Source organism: Alkalibacterium pelagium, from assembly GCF_900109325.1.
In the GTDB taxonomy this organism is placed as follows: domain Bacteria; phylum Bacillota; class Bacilli; order Lactobacillales; family Carnobacteriaceae_A; genus Alkalibacterium; species Alkalibacterium pelagium.
In genome coordinates, this window is record NZ_FNZU01000004.1 from 188,928 (window position 1) to 207,760 (window position 18,833).

Consider the following 18,833-nt stretch of genomic DNA (forward strand, 5'->3'; position numbering starts at 1 on the left):
GGGAGACAGTATGGAGACTTCAGTATTACAACAATTGACAGGGGAATTTTTCGGGACGGCCATTCTGATTTATATCGGGAATGGTGTCGTGGCAGGAAACGTACTGAACAAAACAAAATCATTTAATACAGGCTGGCTGCATATCACAATAGGATGGGGACTGGCTGTAACCATGGCCGTCTATTCAATCGGGTGGCTGTCACCGGCTCATCTGAACCCGGCCGTGACACTGGGTATGGCCTCTGCCGGACAGTTCGACTGGGCACTCGTGCTGCCTTATATTCTGGTTCAAATCATCGGTGGTATTCTAGGGGCGACCCTGGTCTGGCTGCATTATTATCCGCATTTTGAAGAAACTTCGGATGAAGATGCGATCTTAAGTGTCTTCTCCACTTCGCCGGCTATCAAGAAAAATAAATGGAATATTGTGAGTGAAGCGATGGCTACGGCCTTTCTGGTCTATGCTCTACTGGCATTCACGCAAGGCGAATTTACAGAAGGGCTGAATCCGGTCATCGTCGGTCTGCTGATTCTGACGATCGGGCTGTCATTAGGCGGAACGACGGGCTATGCCATCAATCCGGCGCGAGATTTGGGTCCGAGAATCGCGCATGCGGTTCTGCCAGTGGCCAATAAAGGGGCGTCAAACTGGGCTTACGCCTGGATTCCGGTCCTGGGTCCGTTCATCGGCTCTGTTATCGGAGGGCTTGGTTTCCTGCTGATTACCAGCGTAAGGTAAACCCATAATAATAAATCATAAAACGAACCTTCTTCTAGATGTGTATTGTCTTTAAGGAGGTTTTTTATTAGATGAGGCGTTATGACCTTAGATTGTTTGTATGGACGAACGCTGGCTTTACAATGAATAGTATCATCATCAAAAAAGACAGCTTATCTTCTGGTGTCTGAACAATCGGTCGTCAGATATAAGAAACATTCTAATAACCTTATTAATCTCCAGGGCCCTATATTCTGTTATACTATTGATAAATAGTACAAATCAGAAAGTAGGCGCGTGTGTTGGCTGGTTACATCGAAGATTTTCATTTGAGCATTATCATACTTATATTTATTTTGTCCTTAGTGATTCTATCCAAGTCTGCGGATAAGCTGATTGATAAGGCAGTGGAGCTTTCTCTGCAGCTTGGCTTGTCGAAAGTGGTGGTCGGAGCGACGGTCCTGTCCATAGGCACGACTCTTCCGGAAGTTGCATCCTCACTTGCTGCGGCGATTGGAGGAAATGGTGAATTCGGGCTAGGAAATGCCATCGGATCAATGATCACCAACGCCTCCCTGGTTCTGGGGGTTGGTGCCCTTGGAGGGATTATCCCTGTAAAGAAAGGCATGCAGCAGACCTTCCTGTTCATGAGTGGGCTGTCCTTTCTGTTTATCGGGACCAGTTTTGTAGCTGGAATGAACGAAGCCGGTGGATTGCTTCCTAGATGGAGCGGTGGCGCTCTGCTTGTTATTCTGCCGCTGTATCTCTGGTACACCGTGAAGCAGAAACCGGATCATCTGATGGAAGAGCTCCCGGTTGAAGCAGCTAACGATTCTGGTGGACCAGCTGAACAAGGCGGCCTGATAAAATCCATTCTTATACTCGCAGCCAGCTCACTGGGTGTGACGGCAGGTGCCACTTTACTTGTCGCTTCAGCTGAAGTTGGAGCCGCACGCCTGGGAATACCTGATACGGTCATTTCGTCAACACTGGTTGCCTTCGGGACAAGCGTGCCGGAAGTGACCACGACTTTGGTGGCAGTCAGGTACGGCCATGGGGAATTGGCGATCGGTAATGTTCTGGGCGCCAATATGATGAACCTGCTGCTTGTCATGGGTACGACGATCAGTATCCTGCCTGGTGGGGTTTCAGTGCCGCAGAGTTATTACCTGCTGCAGTTCCCGATTCTGATCCTTATCTTCATCCTGCTGAGCATACCGATTCTCACCAAGCGAGTAGAGTCGATCAATAAGGGACAAGGCATCTTGCTTGCACTCATCTACGCCGTGTATCTTTTCTTCAATTTTATATAACAAAAAAAGCAGCTGCTCCCTAAAATAATCATAGAGGGCGGCTGCTTTGTCATAGTTTAAAATTAAACGTGGACGACAGGTTCTTCTTTTTTCAGTTCCATGTCGTAGTGTCCGATTTCTTCATCATAATATAAATCTGAAATTGCACGGAAGCCAAAGGATTCATAAAAATCTTTAAGATAGGCTTCAGCCTGAATTTCGATTTCGGCTTTAGGGTATTTGCATATAATATAATCGAGAGCAATTTTCAGCAGTTCACGTCCGTGTCCTTCGCTTCTAAATTCCTGAGGAACGAGTACGCGTCCGATGCGCATTTTTTTATCCTGCTTATAGATTCGGGCATAGGCCTTGATAGTTCCTTTTTGACGTTTGATCAGATGAACAGCGTGCAGGTCGATGTCATCGATTTCCTGATAGGCACAACCTTGTTCGACAACAAACACTTTTGTACGTTCTTTAACGATCTGATGATAGTCATGTGCACTTAATTCTTCAAATTGTTTATACTGCCACATTTAGTTGTGTCAATCTCCTTTTTTAGTCAAATATATCCCACATACGTCCGTAATTGCCGGAACACATATGAGATCCACACACATAGTATACATCTTTAAATAAAAAGGTCAAATCATTTTTTGAAAATAAATCAATTTTCAAGAATCCCTTGAATTTAAAGGCTATTAGGCGCATAATTTAATATGGATTTAGATGACTTTTAAAAATTTTAGAAAGAAGGAAGAGACAAATGGAGTTAGTTGTCATCGTACTGAACAAAACGGATCTGCTGGACGAGATATTGACGTTATTTATGCGTTATAAAATAAAGGGTGCGACTGTGCTGGACAGTAGCGGCATGGGTCACCTTATTTCAAATCAGTTTCCGATGTTCTCAATGTTTGCAGAACTGGGAGAAGAACGGGAATCAAACAGCAAAACGATCTTTACAGTAGTTAAAAGCGAAGAAGAACGTAAAGAGGTTCTATCGATTGTGGAGAGTGTCTGTGGAGACTTGTCGGAGCCTGACACAGCCATATTCTTTAGTGTACCTGTGAACTTTACGAAAGGCATCGAAAACGAAAATAATATAGAAGAAGGGTTTTAAACATGACATATTCGTTATACATTGCAATCCTTATGCTGGTCGGCATGGCTGGAGGGAAACTGGCAAGTAAAGTGGGTCTGCCCACTGTCAGCGGGTATCTCCTGTGTGGTCTGCTGCTCGGTCCGAGCGTACTGAACCTTATTACAAGTGAGATCTATTACAGTTTAGGTTTCGTAAACGAACTGGCTCTCGGCATGCTGGCCATCTCCGTAGGGACTGAGCTGCATTATCTCATGTTTAAAAAATTCGGAAAAAATCTGGTAACTATATCTATGGGCAATGCTGTTTTGACAGTTGCGGTCACATCACTGCTGACATGGCTGGTCGGATTGCCGATACAGTATGCGCTGATTTTAGGGACTTTGGCACTGACTGTGTCGCCGGCAGGAGTAGTTGAAGTCATTAAAGATACGCGTTCGGAAGGAGAAATGACTCAGAATGTACTGGGACTGGTCGCTTTCGACAACTTGGTTGCTATCATGGCATTTGGTATGATGGTATCTTTTGTTCAGTCCTTTGGAGATCAGGGGCCGGGAGGAATTGCTCTCCTGGGGTCTGTCCTGCTGGATATTTTCCTCGGCGCGCTGATCGGGGCACTGAGTGGTCTGTTTGTTTCCTTCTTTATACGAAAAGAGACGTCAAATGACAAATTACTGGTCATTTTGCTTGCTGTCATTCTTTTCAATACTGGTATTGCCTCCATGTACGGGCTGTCTCCGGTATTGACCAATATCTTTTCAGGGATTGCCATTACGAACCTGACTTCAAGAAAAGTTCTGATCGCCACTTTACTAAACCGCATTGAAATGCCGGTGTTCGTCATATTCCTGACCTTAGCTGGTGCGCATATCAATTTATCGATTATAGGTACGGTAGGCGTCGCTGGACTTGCTTATATTGCAGCCCGCTCAATCGGCAAATATGTGGGTTCATTGATCTTTTCTCAGTTTACAGATGTGAGCAGGAAAATACGGCCCTATATAGGTCTCGGGCTCTTTCCACAAGCTGGTATAGCCATTGGACTTGCTACTGTAGCTGAACGAAGCATTCCTAACGTTTCCGGAGCTATTACTGGTGTCGTCCTGGCAGGAGCAGTTTTCTTTGAGATTTTCGGACCAATGATCACTGGCTATGCTCTGAAAGCAGTCGGTGAAACGAAAGCTGCGAGAAGCCCTAAATTTAAGAAGCAATAAAAGCTGTGATACCCACGATTCGGACTGACAAAAGTCTGATCGTGGTTTTTTTACCTAGTAATGCCAGTGATGATCAAATAATTTTGAATGTCGATGCTGCACAAGGATGACATTAAGAATGTTAAGTGACATCCAGAACGTAACCTTTTCCTCGATTTTTTATATCAGTCTGATTTTTTTGATTGGAAAAAATCTCTTGCAGCCATTGTATTTATAAGCCATTTGGTATAAAGTGAAGAGAGGGATTTTGTGAAACAAAAAACTGTTTCACGAGTGACTATAGAAAGGATTTTAGAGAATGACTCCAGAAGAATTTCAGTCTGAATTAACCAAGCGAGACATTCCCGTCACAGAAGAAAAGATGCGTCAGTTTGAGCGTTATCTGGAACTGCTTCAGGAATGGAATGAAAAAATCAATTTAACTGCAATAACTAAAAAAGAAGAAGTATACTTGAAACATTTTTACGATTCATTAACTGCAGGACTTTATGTAGATTTTAGCAAAGGGGTCCACAGTCTATGCGACGTAGGCTCAGGTGCTGGGTTTCCTAGTATCCCCCTGAAAATCATCTACCCGAATCTGCAGATCACCATTGTCGATTCATTAAAGAAACGAATCGGCTTTCTGGAAACTGTCGTCAATGAGCTGGGGCTGGAAGATGTTTATTTGTTTCATGACCGGGCAGAAACATTCGGTCAGAATAAACAGTTCAGAGCCTCTTTTGATTTTGTGACGGCCCGCGCAGTAGCGCGTATGAGTGTCCTGTCAGAATTGTGTCTGCCGCTTGCTAAAAAAGGCGGAACCTTTATTGCCATGAAGGCCGCTCATGCACCGGAAGAACTGGATGAAGGACGCAAAGCGATCGGTCTGCTGGGCGGAAAAGTGAGAGACGATATCTCCTTTGAACTGCCTGAAGAGGCTGGGGAACGTCATATCATCCTTATAGACAAGACAAAAGAAACACCGAATAAATATCCTAGAAAACCCGGCACTCCAAATAAGAGTCCGCTGGTTTAATGATAACAGAAAGTATGGAGGAGTAGTATGGCACAGATTATAGCTGTCGCAAACCAAAAAGGCGGAGTGGGCAAGACAACGACAACTGTCAACCTGGGCGCCTCACTTGCCTATGCCGGTAAGAAAGTGCTTCTGATCGACATGGACGCACAGGGCAACGCAACCAGTGGTTTGGGTGTCCGTAAAGGTGAAGTGGACAAAGATATTTATGACGTTCTGATCAACGAAGAACCACTTGAAGATGTCATTTTGTCATCAAGTCGCGATAACCTGAGCATGGTCCCGGCAACGATTCAGCTGGCCGGAGCAGAAGTGGAACTGACGAGTCTGATGGCGAGAGAAACCCGTCTGAAGCGTGCAGTAGAAACGGTTGAAGATCAGTATGACTATATTCTGATCGACTGCCCGCCTTCTCTGGGACATCTTACGATCAATGCATTTACAGCAAGTGATTCTGTCCTGATTCCTGTCCAGTGTGAGTATTATGCTCTGGAAGGATTAAGTCAGCTTCTCAACACTGTCCGTCTGGTCCAGAAGCACTTCAACAAAGATCTGAAAGTTGAAGGCGTATTGCTCACGATGCTGGATGCCCGAACTAATCTGGGCTTTGAAGTCGTCAATGAAGTGAAGAAGTATTTCCGTGAAAAAGTTTATCAGACTATTATTCCAAGAAACATCCGTTTGTCCGAAGCACCAAGTTACGGCCTGTCTATTATCGATTACGACCTGAAGTCTAAAGGGGCAGAAGTCTACCAGGAACTAGCAAAGGAAGTGTTGGGTAATGGCTAATAAGAAAAAAGGCTTAGGCCGAGGTATCGATGCCCTGTTCGACGTGCCCGACTTTGAAGAGGAAGTCAGAAACAATGACGAACGTGTGGAACTGATCGATCTGACGGAGATCCGTCCGAACCCTTATCAGCCTAGACGTCATTTTGACGAGGATGCACTGAATGAACTGGCAGCGTCAATCAAAGTGTCAGGCGTTCTTCAGCCGATCATCCTTCGCAAGTCATCTGTTAAAGGCTATGAAATCATTGCAGGTGAGCGACGATTCAGAGCATCCAAACTCGCAGGAAAAGACAGCATTCCTGCCATCGTTAGAGAATTGAATGAAGAAGTCATGATGCAGGTCGCCATTCTTGAAAACCTGCAGCGAGAAGACCTGACCTCTCTGGAAGAAGCAGAAGCCTACAACATGATGATGGATAAACTGTCCATGACACAGGAAATGGTCGCTGAACGACTGGGTAAAAGCCGCTCGTATATCGCTAACCACCTGCGTCTGTTGTCTCTCCCTGAAGAAGTGAAAAAGCTCGTTCAGGAAGGCAAACTGTCAAACGGCCAGGCCCGTACACTGTTAGGGCTTAAAGACAAGTCCAAGATCAAGAAGCTGGCCCGCCGTGCAGTGAAAGAGAAACTGACAGTAAGACAGCTGGAGCACCTTGTGGCAGAAGCTAATCAGAATCCGAAGACGGACGGCAAGAAGGATAATGCTCCCGTGAAGTCTGTCTATATCAGAAAGTCTGAAGAACTGCTGACGGACAAGTTCGGCACAAGTGTCATCATTCGCGAAAAAGGTGACAAAGGGAAGATCGAAATTGAATACGTCTCACCCGATGACTTGAACCGTATTCTTGAAGAACTGAATATCGACTTAAATTAGATCAATAGACTGAGCGTCTGGATTTATTGGGACAGGAGGCAATCAAGTGGATAAAACATATGAGCTGCACGATAAAGTTGAAATGAAGAAGGCTCACCCATGTGGGGTCAATAGATGGGAAATTATTCGTCTGGGAGCGGATATCCGTATCAGATGTACAGGCTGCGGCCATTTGGTTCTCATGCCCCGCCGTGAATTCGACCGTAAGATGAAAAAAGTACTGAAAGACTAGAGTTCAAAGAGAAAGACCATTATAGAAAGAGAAAGGTGAACACATACATGCCTTTAACAGCAGGAATTGTAGGATTACCCAACGTAGGAAAGTCTACGTTATTTAACGCAATCACTAAAGCAGGAGCAGAAGCTGCGAACTACCCTTTTGCGACCATCGATCCGAACGTCGGAATCGTTGAAGTACCGGACGAGCGTCTTGATCGTCTGGCTGAACTGGTTAACCCGGCGAAAGTCGTACCGACCACGTTCGAATTCACTGACATTGCCGGTATCGTCAAAGGAGCCAGCAAAGGGGAAGGACTGGGGAATAAATTCCTGGCCAATATCCGTGAAGTTGATGCAATCTGTCATGTCGTCCGCTGTTTTGAAGATGATAACATTACTCACGTATCTGGACGCGTCAATCCGGCAGAAGATATCGAAACAATCAATCTGGAACTGGCATTGGCCGACCTGGAAGCCGTCGACAAACGAATCGAACGTGTCAGAAAACAGGCTAAATCCAAAGACGCAGATGCTGTCGCACTTCTGGCAGTTCTTGAAAAAATCAAACCCGTTCTTGAAGAAGGAAAACCGGTCCGCGTACTGGACTTTACTAAAGAAGAACTGCCGATTCTTCGCTCGCTGTTCTTACTGACAAGCAAGCCGGTCCTGTATGTAGCTAACGTAGCTGAAGAAGAAATCGCGGATCCGGAAAGTAACCAGTACCTGCAGACTGTCCGCGAGATTGCTCAGGAAGAAGGCGCGGAAGTTGTTGCCATTTCAGCGGCGATTGAAGAAGAAATTGCTGAACTCGATGATGAGGAAAAAGCGATGTTCCTTGATGACCTTGGGGTAACCGAACCTGGACTGAATAAACTGATCCGTTCTTCATATGATTTACTTGGCCTGGCTACATTCTTTACTGCCGGACCAAAAGAAGTCAGAGCATGGACATTCAAAAAAGGAATGAAGGCTCCTCAGACTGCCGGCGTCATTCATACCGATTTCGAAAGAGGGTTCATTCGTGCTGAAACGATAGCCTTTGAGGATTACAATGAATTAGGTAGTGAGAAAGCTGCGCGTGAAGCAGGAAAACTGAGAGCAGAAGGAAAAGACTACGTAGTCCAGGACGGAGACGTTATCTTGTTCCGCTTTAACGTGTAGGAAAGAGAGGAAACAGAACACATGCCGAAGAAAAAAGACACGGTTGAACAGGAACCGGAAGTGACTCTTGAAGATAAGAAGAGAGAAAACGACGCCTTGTTCGATCAGTTAACAAATAAAAACAGAGAATACATGATGACACTGAACCGCAAGCTTGACGATGCGGGTTTTCCTGAAGACAATAAGACACTGGTGTTCAATGAGATGCTGAAGAACATCGTCTCTCAACAGGCGAATCACCTGACAGCTCGCAAACTCTACGGGACGGCTACAGACCAGGCCCGATACCTGACTGAAAGTGACCACGCTGATATGACTGGTCCGGTTGAACGCTCAGAATCGTGGAAGATCTATCTCGACGGAGCCTTGCTGTTAGGCGGTATGTTTGCCGTCATTACAGGGATTTCTTATCTTGTAGGAAATCAGGAAGCGGGACTCGGGCTGATCACAATGATTCTGAACTTCCTGCTTGGTGGACTGGCTGTTATGGTCATCACTAAGTATGCGCCTCAACCAGGCGTAAAAGGTGGATTCATTAAGTACATCGTGGCGACGACGATAACCATGATTACTTGGATCGTCCTGATGGCATTCGGTACGGCCATGCTGCCTCAGGCACTGAATCCGATGATACCGGGATCCATTACACTCGTTATCGGGGTAGTAGCCTTCGCAGCAAAATGGTACCTGAAGAAAAAGCTGAATATTCAAGGTACACTCATTTAAGCTGTATGCTTCTATTTAGCAATCGAACCGCCAGACTTCTCTATATTTTGGAGAAGCTGGCGGTTTTTTGTAGTTCGTAAAGGTAAATGTTGGTACCGGTGTAAAGGTCAGTGGCAGAACCATAATTGAGGGTTGTTTTTTCTTTATGAAAAAAGATTATGGGAGAAACTCATAGTACAGTATTGTGATTATAAGCCGTAAGGATTAATCGGATAAATTTGAGCTGGCATTCGCCATATAACTTATAATTATGATACAATGATAAAGCAACGATTAAATTATTCTAATATAATCATTCGGAGGGATTTCATGACTGAAAATACAACAACACAGCTGATACAGGACGTAGTGGATCACGTGATAGCAGAAGACAGGGAAGCGTTGACCCAATGGGGAGACAGCCGAGATCAGTGGGTTCAAATGGGGGGAGACCTGCTAAAGGGCATCGACAAAGTGATTTCAAGTGACCTGCGCATCATCAAGGATGATGGATCGATCGGTACATACCCGGCATTTCGTGTCCAGCACAACAATGCCTGCGGATACTACAAAGGGGGAATCCGTTTCAGTACAGGTGTACACCAGTCAGAAGTGGAAACACTGGCGATGCTGATGACATTGAAGAATGCCCTGCATGATCTTCCTTATGGTGGAGGAAAAGGTGGCGTGCATATCAATGTACGCGAACACTCCAAGCGTGAGCTGAAAGAAGTCAGTAAAGCATTTGTCCGCATGCTGCAGAATCAGATCGGTCCGTATAAAGATATTCCAGCTCCCGATGTCGGAACTGGTGAAGAAACGATGGACTGGATGACGGAAGAGTACAAGCTGCTGCATCCGAACCAGCCGTTTATCAACACCTTCACTGGTAAAAGCATTGCCAATGGTGGAACTAGAGGTCGTGCTGAATCGACGGGGATAGGGACCTTCCTGAGCTACTATTATCTAGTTGAAGCTGTACTGAGCGGGAGTCTGTCGGTCAATGACGATCATACTGAACGTAAGGAAACGGTCAAAGCCATTGGAGAGAAAGATAATGTAATCGTCGCTGTCCAAGGGTTCGGAAACTTGAGTCGGGCTGCAGCCATTGAGGCGGCCAACTGTGAGAAGAAACATACGGTGATCGCAGTATCTGATAGTCGCTCTACTATCTATAACGAAAATGGCCTGGATGTTGAAAAACTTGCTCCATTCAAAGAAAAGAATGACCGCCTCCCGAACGAAGAAGAGCTGAAGGAACTGGGCGTCGAAGGAGTAGTCAGAGATCCTGATGCAGTCCTGACGCTGGACTGTGATGTTCTGATCCTGGGAGCTATTGAAGATCAGATCACATCTGATAATCAGGCCGACATCAAAGCGGATATTCTGGTTGAAGGTGCAAATGGTCCGATTACTAAAGAAGCGGATGAGTACCTGGAATCTAAAGGAAAAGTCATTATTCCTGACGTTCTGGCTAATGCCGGAGGAGTAACCGTGTCCTATCTGGAATGGGTTCAAGGCTTTACAAATGATTCAAAATCTAAAGAAACCATTCTGAAGGACATGAGCGACCGCATGAAAAATGTCAGCTACCGTGTCTACAACGCTTATTTCTCATCAGAAAGTGATGTCACTATGCGCTTCCTGTGCTACAAGCTGGCATTTTTAAGAGTGATCGATCTGATGAAACGTTCTGGAAAAATCAGTTAAACTGGAGAGGTGACAGATGAAGAAGCTGCTGCTTACTGGTGCGGCCGGTCGAATCGGCTCGCGCCTGATTGAAGATTTAGTGGATAAGTATGATCTGACCGCTGCGGACAAGGACTGTTCCGCCATTGCTGAATGGGATGATAGAGGGTGTCGTTTAGTTACATTTGATGTGACAGATCTCTCTGATTGTCGACGATTATGTGAAGGTATAGATACGGTGATTCATCTTGCCGGAAATCCGTCTCCTTTCGCCAAGTACGATGAACTGAAAGGGGTAAATATCGACGGCACCTACAACATGATGCAGGCCGCGAGCGAGCGGGGAGTCAGCCGGCTGATCTTTGCCAGCAGTATTCATGCCGTAAAAGGTTATGCTGCTGATGAGCAGGTCAAAACGACGAGCCCGGTCCGGCCGCCGGATCTGTACGGGGCAAGCAAAGCATTCGGTGAAGCGATCGGCCATTACTACGGAAGTGAAACTGACATGGAAGTCGTTGCGATCCGTATTGGCGGCTACCGGTCACTGGAAGTCATGAAGGAAAACGGCGAGGAGCCGGATATGCGTGAACGCAGCACATACATCAGCAAACGCGATCTGAATCAGCTGATACAAAAGTGTGCAGAAGTGACGCTCGAGAAACCTTTCATGATCGTCCACGGCCTGTCTGACAACACCTTTAAATTCATGGACTTGACCGATACGAAAGAGAAAACAGGCTATGCACCAGTGGATAACGGCTTTGATTTTAAATAGGATCAAAATTTTCGTGTTCCTTGCGATTTATGCTCCTTTTCCAGTTTTAATAACTGTGCTTTCATGTCGAGGCCGCCTCTGAATTTCTTCGGAGCTGAAGACTTCGGCACGACACGATGACAAGGAAAAACAATAAGCAGCGGGTTTTTACCGATTGCTGTCCCGACAGACCGGGCAGCTTTGGGTGAGAGCCCGTTTTTTTCAGCCAGCTGACCGTACGTGACCGTCTCTCCGTATGGAATAGCAGCCAGACTTTGCCATATTTTCTTCTGAAAATCCGTTCCATTTTGAACGACCGGTACATCGATGGACCGTGACTGGCCTGACAGATAAGACTGAAAGGCTTCGACGTATGGCCTTAGTTCAACTTCATTTTTTTCTGCAGAATGGTCAGGGTAATGGGCAGCCAGCCAGTTCAGACATTCTTCTACTGAAGCAGGCATGGAGCCGACAAAGCACAGGCCTTCATTCGTTGCTGCGATGTAGAACTGCCAATGTTCGAATGAGAATAAGCCATAGTACGATATAGACATTAGAATCACATTCCTTTCAATATTTTGCTGAACCTAGAGATAATGATATAAGAAAAGCCATCAAACGTACTGAATAATTATTCATCCTATGGAAGATTAATCAGACCGAACGTTTGATGACTTTGTGTGTTTATTAAGTTATTTAGACTTCCTGCGTTTCTTTCAGGGCGTCCTTTATTTTCTTCATGACCAGTTCCTGATGACCTGGCAGCTCGAGATTGATTTCATCGATATCGATCACCAGAGTCGGGCTTTTGTCATACGATGCAAACCAGTCGTCGTATCGGCTATGAAGCTTCTTGTAGTAATCGAGCAGTTCTGGATTCCCTTCGACCTGTTCAAACGGACGCCCACGTTTCTGGATGCGCTCCAGATGTGTATCCAGTGATCCCCTAAGATAAATTAGCAGATCCGGACCTTTTTTCGGCATGCCGTCAATTTCTTCCATCATGTTATCAAGTAAATCAGTGTATAAAGACATTTCCGCTTCACTCATATTCCCTTGTTCATAGTTGATACGAGTAAACAAGGCATCTTCGTAGATCGAACGGTCCAGCACATTATGTCGATGCACCAGCGCCTGCTTGATGCTTCTGAAACGTGTATTCAGAAAGAAAATCTGCAGAGAAAATGCCCATCTTTTCGGGTTGTCATAAAACTTCTCCAGAATCGCATTATCTTTTACCTGCTCATAAAACGCCGTACTATTTAATTCTTCTGAGATCAGAGTGGTATATGTACTTTTTCCAGCTCCAATCATCCCTGCTAAAACAATCACAGACATTGTGGCTCCTTCCAACTCATCCTTTATTTTCATCTTTTCTATCATACCACAGAAGTACGGCCCCGACATCCACTCCTGGCGAATAGAATAAAATACCTGAAAAATTGTGATAAAGGTGTGAAAGATCAGGTACGATAATCGACTTATGACAAATCAAATCAAGCTAGCAAGCATAAACAGTCCCAGTAAGAGGATGATAATTAGCACGATAGTCTTGAACTTGTCAACTTGTATTTTGGAATAGATTATGTCTCCTAGCTTGATAGCCATTATTATTACAGGAAGAGAAAGAGCGTAGTATAGACCTAGTTCCTGTGTCCAGAATCCGCTCAGGAAGTGGCTTAGCACAATCAGAATACTGGAAATGAGAAAGTGAGCCTGTATGTTATCCTTGAATTCATCGGGGGTCCAGTTTCTCATTGTGCCGTACAGTACAACAGGAATGCCATTCATATTATAGGCACTTCCCAGCATTCCAGAGGAAAAGCCAAAAGGAATAGCATATCCAGGTCGACTGACCGTCTGTTGAATTGAATGGTTAGTTCTACTGGCACTCACTAATGAATAACCAGCATAAAGGACCAACAGCAGGCCGAGAAACAAATCAATCCACGCTCGTTCTGCAAAAACGACTAAGAGGAGCCCAATGGGGATGCCAGCTAACGTAGACAGAGATAATTGTTTCAAGATGGCTGGATCAAGTTTATTCCAACCTGAAAATAAAGAGAAAAGAGCAACAGTGAAACCGACAAGTGCGACAAGAGATACCGCTGTTGAAAAAGGAATCGGGAGCAGAGCCAGTAAAGGCATACTGACAACAGAATCCCCAAAGCCAAAAGTAGAACGCATAAGCGAACCTAGAAAAACAGCACCCACTACATATATTATCAGACTATAATTCAAGTACCTGTCCTCCTTTCCGAGACTCATTGTCAAGATTTATCTTTAACTATGACAATACCTCCGCAAGGGTAACATAATTTTAAATAAGAGTCATTACGCACCAGCTCCATATTTACTATATAGTACCAATTGTTAGCTCTATTTGATTGACTTATAATTCAACAATCGATGTGTACATAGAGAATGAAGGTGAAAAGCAATAAAAACGCTTTCGTTAGGAATCAAACAGAATTAGTGGTAAGTTGGGTCTAAAGATAAAAAAGAAAGAGGTGACATCAGAGTCGGTAGTCAGCTAAGGATAAGAACCTTATAGGAGGGGCTTTTAAATGGCAAAAGATAAAGTTGCAGTAATAACAGGTGGAGCTCAAGGCTTAGGAAAAGGAATCGCAAAGAGACTTGCAGAAGATGGCTTTAAAGTCGTGATCAGTGACATGGATGAATCTGCATTGGAAAAAGTAGAAGAAGAGTTTAAGTCCAGTAATTATGATGTATCGACTTTCAAGGGCAATGTTTCTAAACCTGAGGATCAGACAGATTTGGTCAAGCATTCAGTCGATACATTTGGGCGTCTGGACGTTTTTATCAATAACGCTGGTATCGAAGGAGACGTCGCTCCAATTGTTGAAGTTGAACCGGACTCAGTCGACATGGTACTTGATGTCAATGTAAAAGGGGTTATTTATGGAATACAGGCAGCTGCCAGACAGCTAAAAGAACAGGGCGAAGGCGGAAAAATAATTAATGCCTGTAGTATTGCGGGTCAAGAAGGATTCGAAATGCTTTCCCCTTATACTGCTTCAAAATTTGCGGTTAAAGGTCTGACCCAGGCAGCGGCTAAGGAACTCGCACCAGATAAAATCACCGTTAATGCCTATTGCCCCGGTATAGCAGGAACATCAATGTGGGACAGATTGGACGAAAAAATGATGGAACACATGGGAACAAAAAAAGGCGAAGCATTCGAACAATATGCTCAAGATATAGCTTTGGGACGCACACAGGAACCGGAAGATGTAGCAAACCTTGTTTCTTTCCTGGCATCAGATGAATCAAACTACATTACCGGACAGTCAATCATATCAGATGGTGGAATGATATTCAGGTAAATAGTGATCAGCACCACTGTAATCAAGAAGACCTTCTGACTTGAAGGTCTTTTTTATACATACTTTTAACTTGTAGAGTGTAAACCGTTAGAATTATTTATGTCGTTTATGTTAACTGTTGAACAAATGCGCTTTCATTCCTTTTCAAAGTAGGGGGTTTGCTATAAAATAAAGCAGAAGAAGCTTGAGGAGGAGTATAGGTGAGACAGTTAAAACAGCTTTTCTGGATATTTTTATTTTCATTCATAGGAGAGTTTTTATCATTGATCAGTCCGGTTGCTGTACCGGGAAGCGTGATCGGGATGGTGATGTTATTTTTTGCACTTCATTTTAAATGGGTCAAACTGAAGCAGGTAGAGGAAGTCGGTAGCTGGCTGACTGACAACATGGCGATTTTCTTTGTTCCCGCAGGAGTAGGTCTGATGACGAACTTCGGTATATTAGGAGACATCTGGTGGCAGCTCCTGGTGACGATATTTGTCACGACAACGTTGATGATTGGATTTGTAGCATTAGTCGTTCAGTGGCTCAAGCGGAAAAAAGATGAGAAAACTGACCAGCAAGCCGGCTTCAATAAGGAGTTGGCCTGATATGATGGATATTTTATCGACCAACCCGTTTTTCGGCTTATTCATCACCTTCTTTTTCTTTCTGTTAGGTACACTGTTTCATAGAAGATGGCCGGGAAACCCGTTATTCAATCCGCTGATCTTTTCAATTACCTGCATCATCATTCTATTGCTGGTTACAGGAATTCCTTATGAGCAGTACAATGAAGGTGGCCGATTCATCAATTTGTGGATCACACCGGCTACCGTCGCACTGGCTATTAAGCTGGAAAAAAACTTCGTCTACTTGAAGACCTACTACACAGCTATTTTATCCGGCATCGCTCTGGGCGTACTGTTCCATACAGCGATACTGGTCATCGTCAGTATTCTGTTTCAGTTCAATCAGGAACTGGTGGCGACCCTGTTTCCGAAATCGATCACAACGGCGATTGCATTGGGCGTGTCTGATTCACTAGGAGGCATTGTTTCGTTGACAGTAGCCATCGTGGTCTTCACAGGGGTGCTCGGAACTGTTGTCGGCCCGCCAATCTTTGCCTTGCTAAAGATAAACGACCCGGTCGCTCAAGGAGTAGCTCTGGGATCTGGATCACATGCTATGGGTACAGCTAAAGCTATCGAACTTGGTGATGTGCAGGCCGCAATGTCTGGGCTGTCGATCGTCTTGACCGGTATCGTCGTGGTTATTCTGGCCCCGTTAGTTATGGGATTTGTGGGTGTGCTGTTTTAGTTCTTGATCGATATCGGGATGGTATTATGCCATCTGCAACCAACTCGATGGGATTTGGATGCCGAGTGGGTTCTAAGGATGGTCTTGCGACGCACTCGCCTTGGAATGAGGACTGGGTTGGTTCTAAGTGATGTCTTGCGACCAACTCGATGGGGAAAAGAAACCTGAGTGGGTTCTAAAACCCACCTGGGCCCTATTATAATGGTCCTTCCGACGACTGTCGGAAGGCTTCATCATTGAAAAAGAGCAGTTGAGCACTGGATTTAATTATCCGCTCAACTGCTTTTGATTTATTCCGACTCTTTCAAGCGTTCACTTTTTCTGGCCTTCACGACCATTCGTTCCTGAGCTGTCGCGATCCGCTCAAGTGATCTAGATATACTCCTGATAAGAATCACTAAGTAAATGACAAGTACGGGTACAGCCAGAGCAACCAGTATATAAATAAAACCAAATAGAAAATCGAACATAAACATTTAACTCAACCCTTTCTCTCAATAAGTAAATTAGACCAAACTTAAAACCGCTCATCCAGAAACAGGGTCTCGGATGCGATGCGCTTGGACTGGTTCTTGTCGTAATTTGAAACGAATAGACAGCCGTACAAGGTGTTCAGCACATAATCGATCGCTGTCTGTGACGAGAAAGTCGACAGCTTGACTGACTGGCTTTCGCTTTCAGCCACTGGAAGAATCAAATCTCCAAGCGAAGCAATATGCGAAGACGGATTGCCCGTTATCACAATAATCGTCGCTCCGTTCTGCTTGAGCAGCTGGGTGATGTAGTAATTATTCTTACTTTCCCCACTATAGGAAATGACAATGGCGCAGTCACCTTGTCTGAAATTTGTTGCGAGGTGGCGATTTTCTCCAGGCAAGGCTGCCATGTGAACAGACCGGTCGATTTTCATCAGCTTATTCTGGAAATTCAAGGCAGGCAGGTAAGTATCGCCGTACGCAAATACCCCGATTTTATCAGCCTGAAGCAGAAGCTCCACAGCCCGTTCAAGCTTATCAGGTGACAGCAGCTGACTCGTCTGATTAAGAGAATCAGTGAACAGCTCGAGGATTTTCTTCTGAATCTCTCCGTAAGAATCGTCATCTGTAAAAGGAAAATCAGGGTCCACATTCGATATGGCGTTGTATTCCTTCTGCAGCTCGGCGGACCACTTGATTTTAAAATCCTTGAAGCCTTTCAGACCGATTTTCCGGCAGAGTCTGACCACAGTTGAAGGGGAGGTATAAGTCAGTTCCGAAAGAGCCTGAATCGATAAATTAAGGACTTCTTCCTTGTTGGTAATTATGTACTGAGCGACTGCTTTTTCCGATGCATTGAACTGTTCATCGTGTTTCAGATCTGTTAATAATGACATGCGATCCACCTCCTAAAACTAAGTGTACATAAAAGTCAGCAATCTAACCAGTTTTTGGGTAATTTATTTCAGTAAACAAACAATTCTGACCGACTTTTCTGAAAAAACTGCCCACTTAACTGAGATAATTTACAGAAGGAAGCCAACGTGATTAAATAGTAAGTGAGATGACAACACATTAGGAGGAAGCATATGTTAACTATTGCCTACATCGGAAACGGGAAGAGTGCGAACCGCTACCACATCCCTTTTTCAAGTCTGGTCGACACGATTAAGATAAAGAAAATTCTCTCGAAAGGAGATACCTCTGACTGGGATGCTGTCGAGGGGGTGACGTACGTTAAAGAAAGCGAAGAGATCTGGAATGATCCGGATATCGACCTTGTGGTTCTGTCGACCCCGCCGCATACCCATTATCCTCTGGCTAAAGAGGCGCTGGAAAACGGGAAGAACGTACTGGTCGAGAAACCTTTTGCGGAAACATCGGACCAGGCTAAGGAGCTGTTTGCTCTGGCAGAAAAAAAAGGCTTGTTTATCCAATGCTATCAGAACCGCCGTTTCGACTCGGACTTTCTGACTGTTCAAAAAGTGATTGAAAGCGGAAAAATTGGAGATGTTCTAGAAGTGGAAATGCATTTCGACTATTTCCGTCCGGAAGTGCCTGAGCAGATTGACCACTTCGATCCCATGGAAAGTTTCCTGTACACCCATGCCTGCCATACCGTCGATCAGGTTCTGTCTTACTTTGGAAATCCTCAGGATATTCAATATGATGTGCGTCAGCTTCTGGGAGAAGGACGAATGAACGACTATTTCGACCTGGACTTATTTTATGACAACAACCTTAAAGTATCCGTCAAGTCGAGCTACTTCCGTCTGAAAGAACGCCCGAGTTTCGTTGTCTATGGCACAAAAGGCACATTCATCAAGGAATCAAAAGACCGTCAGGAAGAACATCTGAAGCTGTTTTATATGCCGACCAACGAGGACTTTGGCCTGGATCTGCCGGAACATTACGGCACGCTGTGTTATATGTCTGAAGATGGCCAGTATCACGAGGAAAAAGTCGTCTCGGAAAAAGGGAGCTACAGTTATTTCTACGAAGCGCTCTACGAGACACTTGTGAATGGAAAAGAGAAGCTGGTTAAGGATCATGAAACCATTCGTCAGATTGAGATTCTAGAAGAAGGCATCAGACAGATGAAAATGTAATCTGAAAGGAAGTTATTCTCTGTTCTTATGATTCTGATACAGAAAGTACGAACCAGCAAGGATAAAAA

Annotated in this window: 22 protein-coding genes; 16 read left to right on the plus strand and 6 right to left on the minus strand. The window is 44.7% G+C overall.

Going from position 1 to position 18,833, the window contains the following annotated elements; genetic code table 11:
* Positions 1-10: 10 nt before the first annotated feature.
* Both BMX79_RS04970 and BMX79_RS04975 read left to right on the plus strand, forming a co-directional pair.
* The gene (locus BMX79_RS04970; protein ID WP_091479823.1) at positions 11-739 is read left to right on the plus strand and encodes an MIP/aquaporin family protein; all 729 of its coding nucleotides are present in this window, start codon (positions 11-13) and stop codon (positions 737-739) included.
* Positions 740-1,017: 278 nt separating this feature from the next.
* Complete coding sequence (locus BMX79_RS04975; RefSeq protein ID WP_091479825.1) at positions 1,018-2,031, plus strand: sodium:calcium antiporter; 1,014 nt, start codon at positions 1,018-1,020, stop codon at positions 2,029-2,031.
* Positions 2,032-2,093: 62 nt separating this feature from the next.
* Here the strand turns inward: BMX79_RS04975 and BMX79_RS04980 are convergent, their stop codons facing one another.
* Positions 2,094-2,546: a GNAT family N-acetyltransferase gene (locus BMX79_RS04980; RefSeq protein ID WP_091479827.1), complete on the minus strand. Its 453-nt coding sequence runs from the start codon at positions 2,544-2,546 to the stop codon at positions 2,094-2,096.
* Positions 2,547-2,776: 230 nt separating this feature from the next.
* Between BMX79_RS04980 and BMX79_RS04985 the strand changes: the two genes are divergently transcribed.
* The 10 genes from BMX79_RS04985 to BMX79_RS05030 all read left to right on the plus strand — a co-directional run bounded on the left by BMX79_RS04985 (position 2,777) and on the right by BMX79_RS05030 (position 11,556).
* Complete coding sequence (locus BMX79_RS04985) at positions 2,777-3,133, plus strand: hypothetical protein (RefSeq protein WP_091479829.1); 357 nt, start codon at positions 2,777-2,779, stop codon at positions 3,131-3,133.
* Between the two features lie 2 nt (positions 3,134-3,135).
* On the plus strand, positions 3,136-4,326 hold the full coding sequence (locus tag BMX79_RS04990) for a cation:proton antiporter (protein ID WP_091479832.1): 1,191 nt from the start codon (positions 3,136-3,138) through the stop codon (positions 4,324-4,326).
* Positions 4,327-4,624: 298 nt separating this feature from the next.
* Complete coding sequence (gene rsmG, locus BMX79_RS04995; protein WP_091479835.1) at positions 4,625-5,344, plus strand: 16S rRNA (guanine(527)-N(7))-methyltransferase RsmG; 720 nt, start codon at positions 4,625-4,627, stop codon at positions 5,342-5,344.
* A gap of 27 nt (positions 5,345-5,371) precedes the next feature.
* The gene (locus tag BMX79_RS05000) at positions 5,372-6,133 is read left to right on the plus strand and encodes a ParA family protein (RefSeq protein WP_091479837.1); all 762 of its coding nucleotides are present in this window, start codon (positions 5,372-5,374) and stop codon (positions 6,131-6,133) included.
* Complete coding sequence (locus BMX79_RS05005) at positions 6,126-7,007, plus strand: ParB/RepB/Spo0J family partition protein (protein WP_091479840.1); 882 nt, start codon at positions 6,126-6,128, stop codon at positions 7,005-7,007. The genes BMX79_RS05000 and BMX79_RS05005 overlap by 8 nt, the downstream gene beginning before the upstream one ends.
* 46 nt (positions 7,008-7,053) lie before the next feature.
* A complete protein-coding gene (locus BMX79_RS05010; protein WP_091267780.1) occupies positions 7,054-7,239 on the plus strand; it encodes a DUF951 domain-containing protein in 186 nt (61 codons plus the stop codon).
* Between the two features lie 47 nt (positions 7,240-7,286).
* Entirely contained in the window at positions 7,287-8,387 is a 1,101-nt protein-coding gene (ychF, locus tag BMX79_RS05015) for a redox-regulated ATPase YchF (protein ID WP_091479842.1), read from the plus strand.
* A 21-nt stretch (positions 8,388-8,408) separates the two neighbouring features.
* Positions 8,409-9,113: a DUF1129 domain-containing protein gene (locus BMX79_RS05020; RefSeq protein WP_091479844.1), complete on the plus strand. Its 705-nt coding sequence runs from the start codon at positions 8,409-8,411 to the stop codon at positions 9,111-9,113.
* 309 nt (positions 9,114-9,422) lie between these two features.
* Entirely contained in the window at positions 9,423-10,802 is a 1,380-nt protein-coding gene (locus tag BMX79_RS05025; protein WP_170230965.1) for a Glu/Leu/Phe/Val family dehydrogenase, read from the plus strand.
* A gap of 16 nt (positions 10,803-10,818) precedes the next feature.
* Positions 10,819-11,556, plus strand: coding sequence for an NAD-dependent epimerase/dehydratase family protein (locus BMX79_RS05030; protein ID WP_091479849.1), 738 nt, complete (start codon positions 10,819-10,821; stop codon positions 11,554-11,556).
* Between the two features lie 2 nt (positions 11,557-11,558).
* On the opposite strand, the gene BMX79_RS05035 is transcribed toward BMX79_RS05030, so the two are convergent.
* The 3 genes from BMX79_RS05035 to BMX79_RS05045 form a co-directional block, all read right to left on the minus strand.
* Positions 11,559-12,089 carry a methylated-DNA--[protein]-cysteine S-methyltransferase gene (locus BMX79_RS05035; RefSeq protein ID WP_091479852.1) on the minus strand — a complete coding sequence of 177 codons (531 nt, stop codon included), beginning with the start codon at positions 12,087-12,089 and terminating at the stop codon, positions 11,559-11,561.
* Positions 12,090-12,231: 142 nt separating this feature from the next.
* The gene (locus BMX79_RS05040; RefSeq protein WP_174760385.1) at positions 12,232-12,873 is read right to left on the minus strand and encodes a deoxynucleoside kinase; all 642 of its coding nucleotides are present in this window, start codon (positions 12,871-12,873) and stop codon (positions 12,232-12,234) included.
* A 153-nt stretch (positions 12,874-13,026) separates the two neighbouring features.
* On the minus strand, positions 13,027-13,776 hold the full coding sequence (locus BMX79_RS05045) for a sulfite exporter TauE/SafE family protein (RefSeq protein ID WP_091479854.1): 750 nt from the start codon (positions 13,774-13,776) through the stop codon (positions 13,027-13,029).
* Positions 13,777-14,102: 326 nt separating this feature from the next.
* On the opposite strand from BMX79_RS05045, the gene BMX79_RS05050 reads away from it, so the two are divergent.
* From BMX79_RS05050 to BMX79_RS05060, 3 genes are all read left to right on the plus strand, one after another.
* Complete coding sequence (locus tag BMX79_RS05050) at positions 14,103-14,882, plus strand: acetoin reductase (RefSeq protein ID WP_091479856.1); 780 nt, start codon at positions 14,103-14,105, stop codon at positions 14,880-14,882.
* A gap of 200 nt (positions 14,883-15,082) precedes the next feature.
* The gene (locus BMX79_RS05055) at positions 15,083-15,472 is read left to right on the plus strand and encodes a CidA/LrgA family protein (RefSeq protein WP_091479858.1); all 390 of its coding nucleotides are present in this window, start codon (positions 15,083-15,085) and stop codon (positions 15,470-15,472) included.
* A 1-nt stretch (position 15,473) separates the two neighbouring features.
* On the plus strand, positions 15,474-16,181 hold the full coding sequence (locus BMX79_RS05060; RefSeq protein ID WP_091479861.1) for an LrgB family protein: 708 nt from the start codon (positions 15,474-15,476) through the stop codon (positions 16,179-16,181).
* Between the two features lie 290 nt (positions 16,182-16,471).
* Here the strand turns inward: BMX79_RS05060 and BMX79_RS05065 are convergent, their stop codons facing one another.
* Both BMX79_RS05065 and BMX79_RS05070 read right to left on the minus strand, forming a co-directional pair.
* Positions 16,472-16,657: a hypothetical protein gene (locus BMX79_RS05065; RefSeq protein WP_091479863.1), complete on the minus strand. Its 186-nt coding sequence runs from the start codon at positions 16,655-16,657 to the stop codon at positions 16,472-16,474.
* Between the two features lie 41 nt (positions 16,658-16,698).
* Positions 16,699-17,553, minus strand: a complete 855-nt coding sequence (locus BMX79_RS05070; protein ID WP_091479865.1) for a MurR/RpiR family transcriptional regulator — start codon at positions 17,551-17,553, stop codon at positions 16,699-16,701.
* Positions 17,554-17,745: 192 nt separating this feature from the next.
* Here BMX79_RS05070 and BMX79_RS05075 point away from each other — a divergent pair, with 192 nt between their 5' ends.
* Positions 17,746-18,765: a Gfo/Idh/MocA family oxidoreductase gene (locus BMX79_RS05075; protein WP_091479868.1), complete on the plus strand. Its 1,020-nt coding sequence runs from the start codon at positions 17,746-17,748 to the stop codon at positions 18,763-18,765.
* The last annotated feature ends 68 nt before the right edge of the window (positions 18,766-18,833 follow it).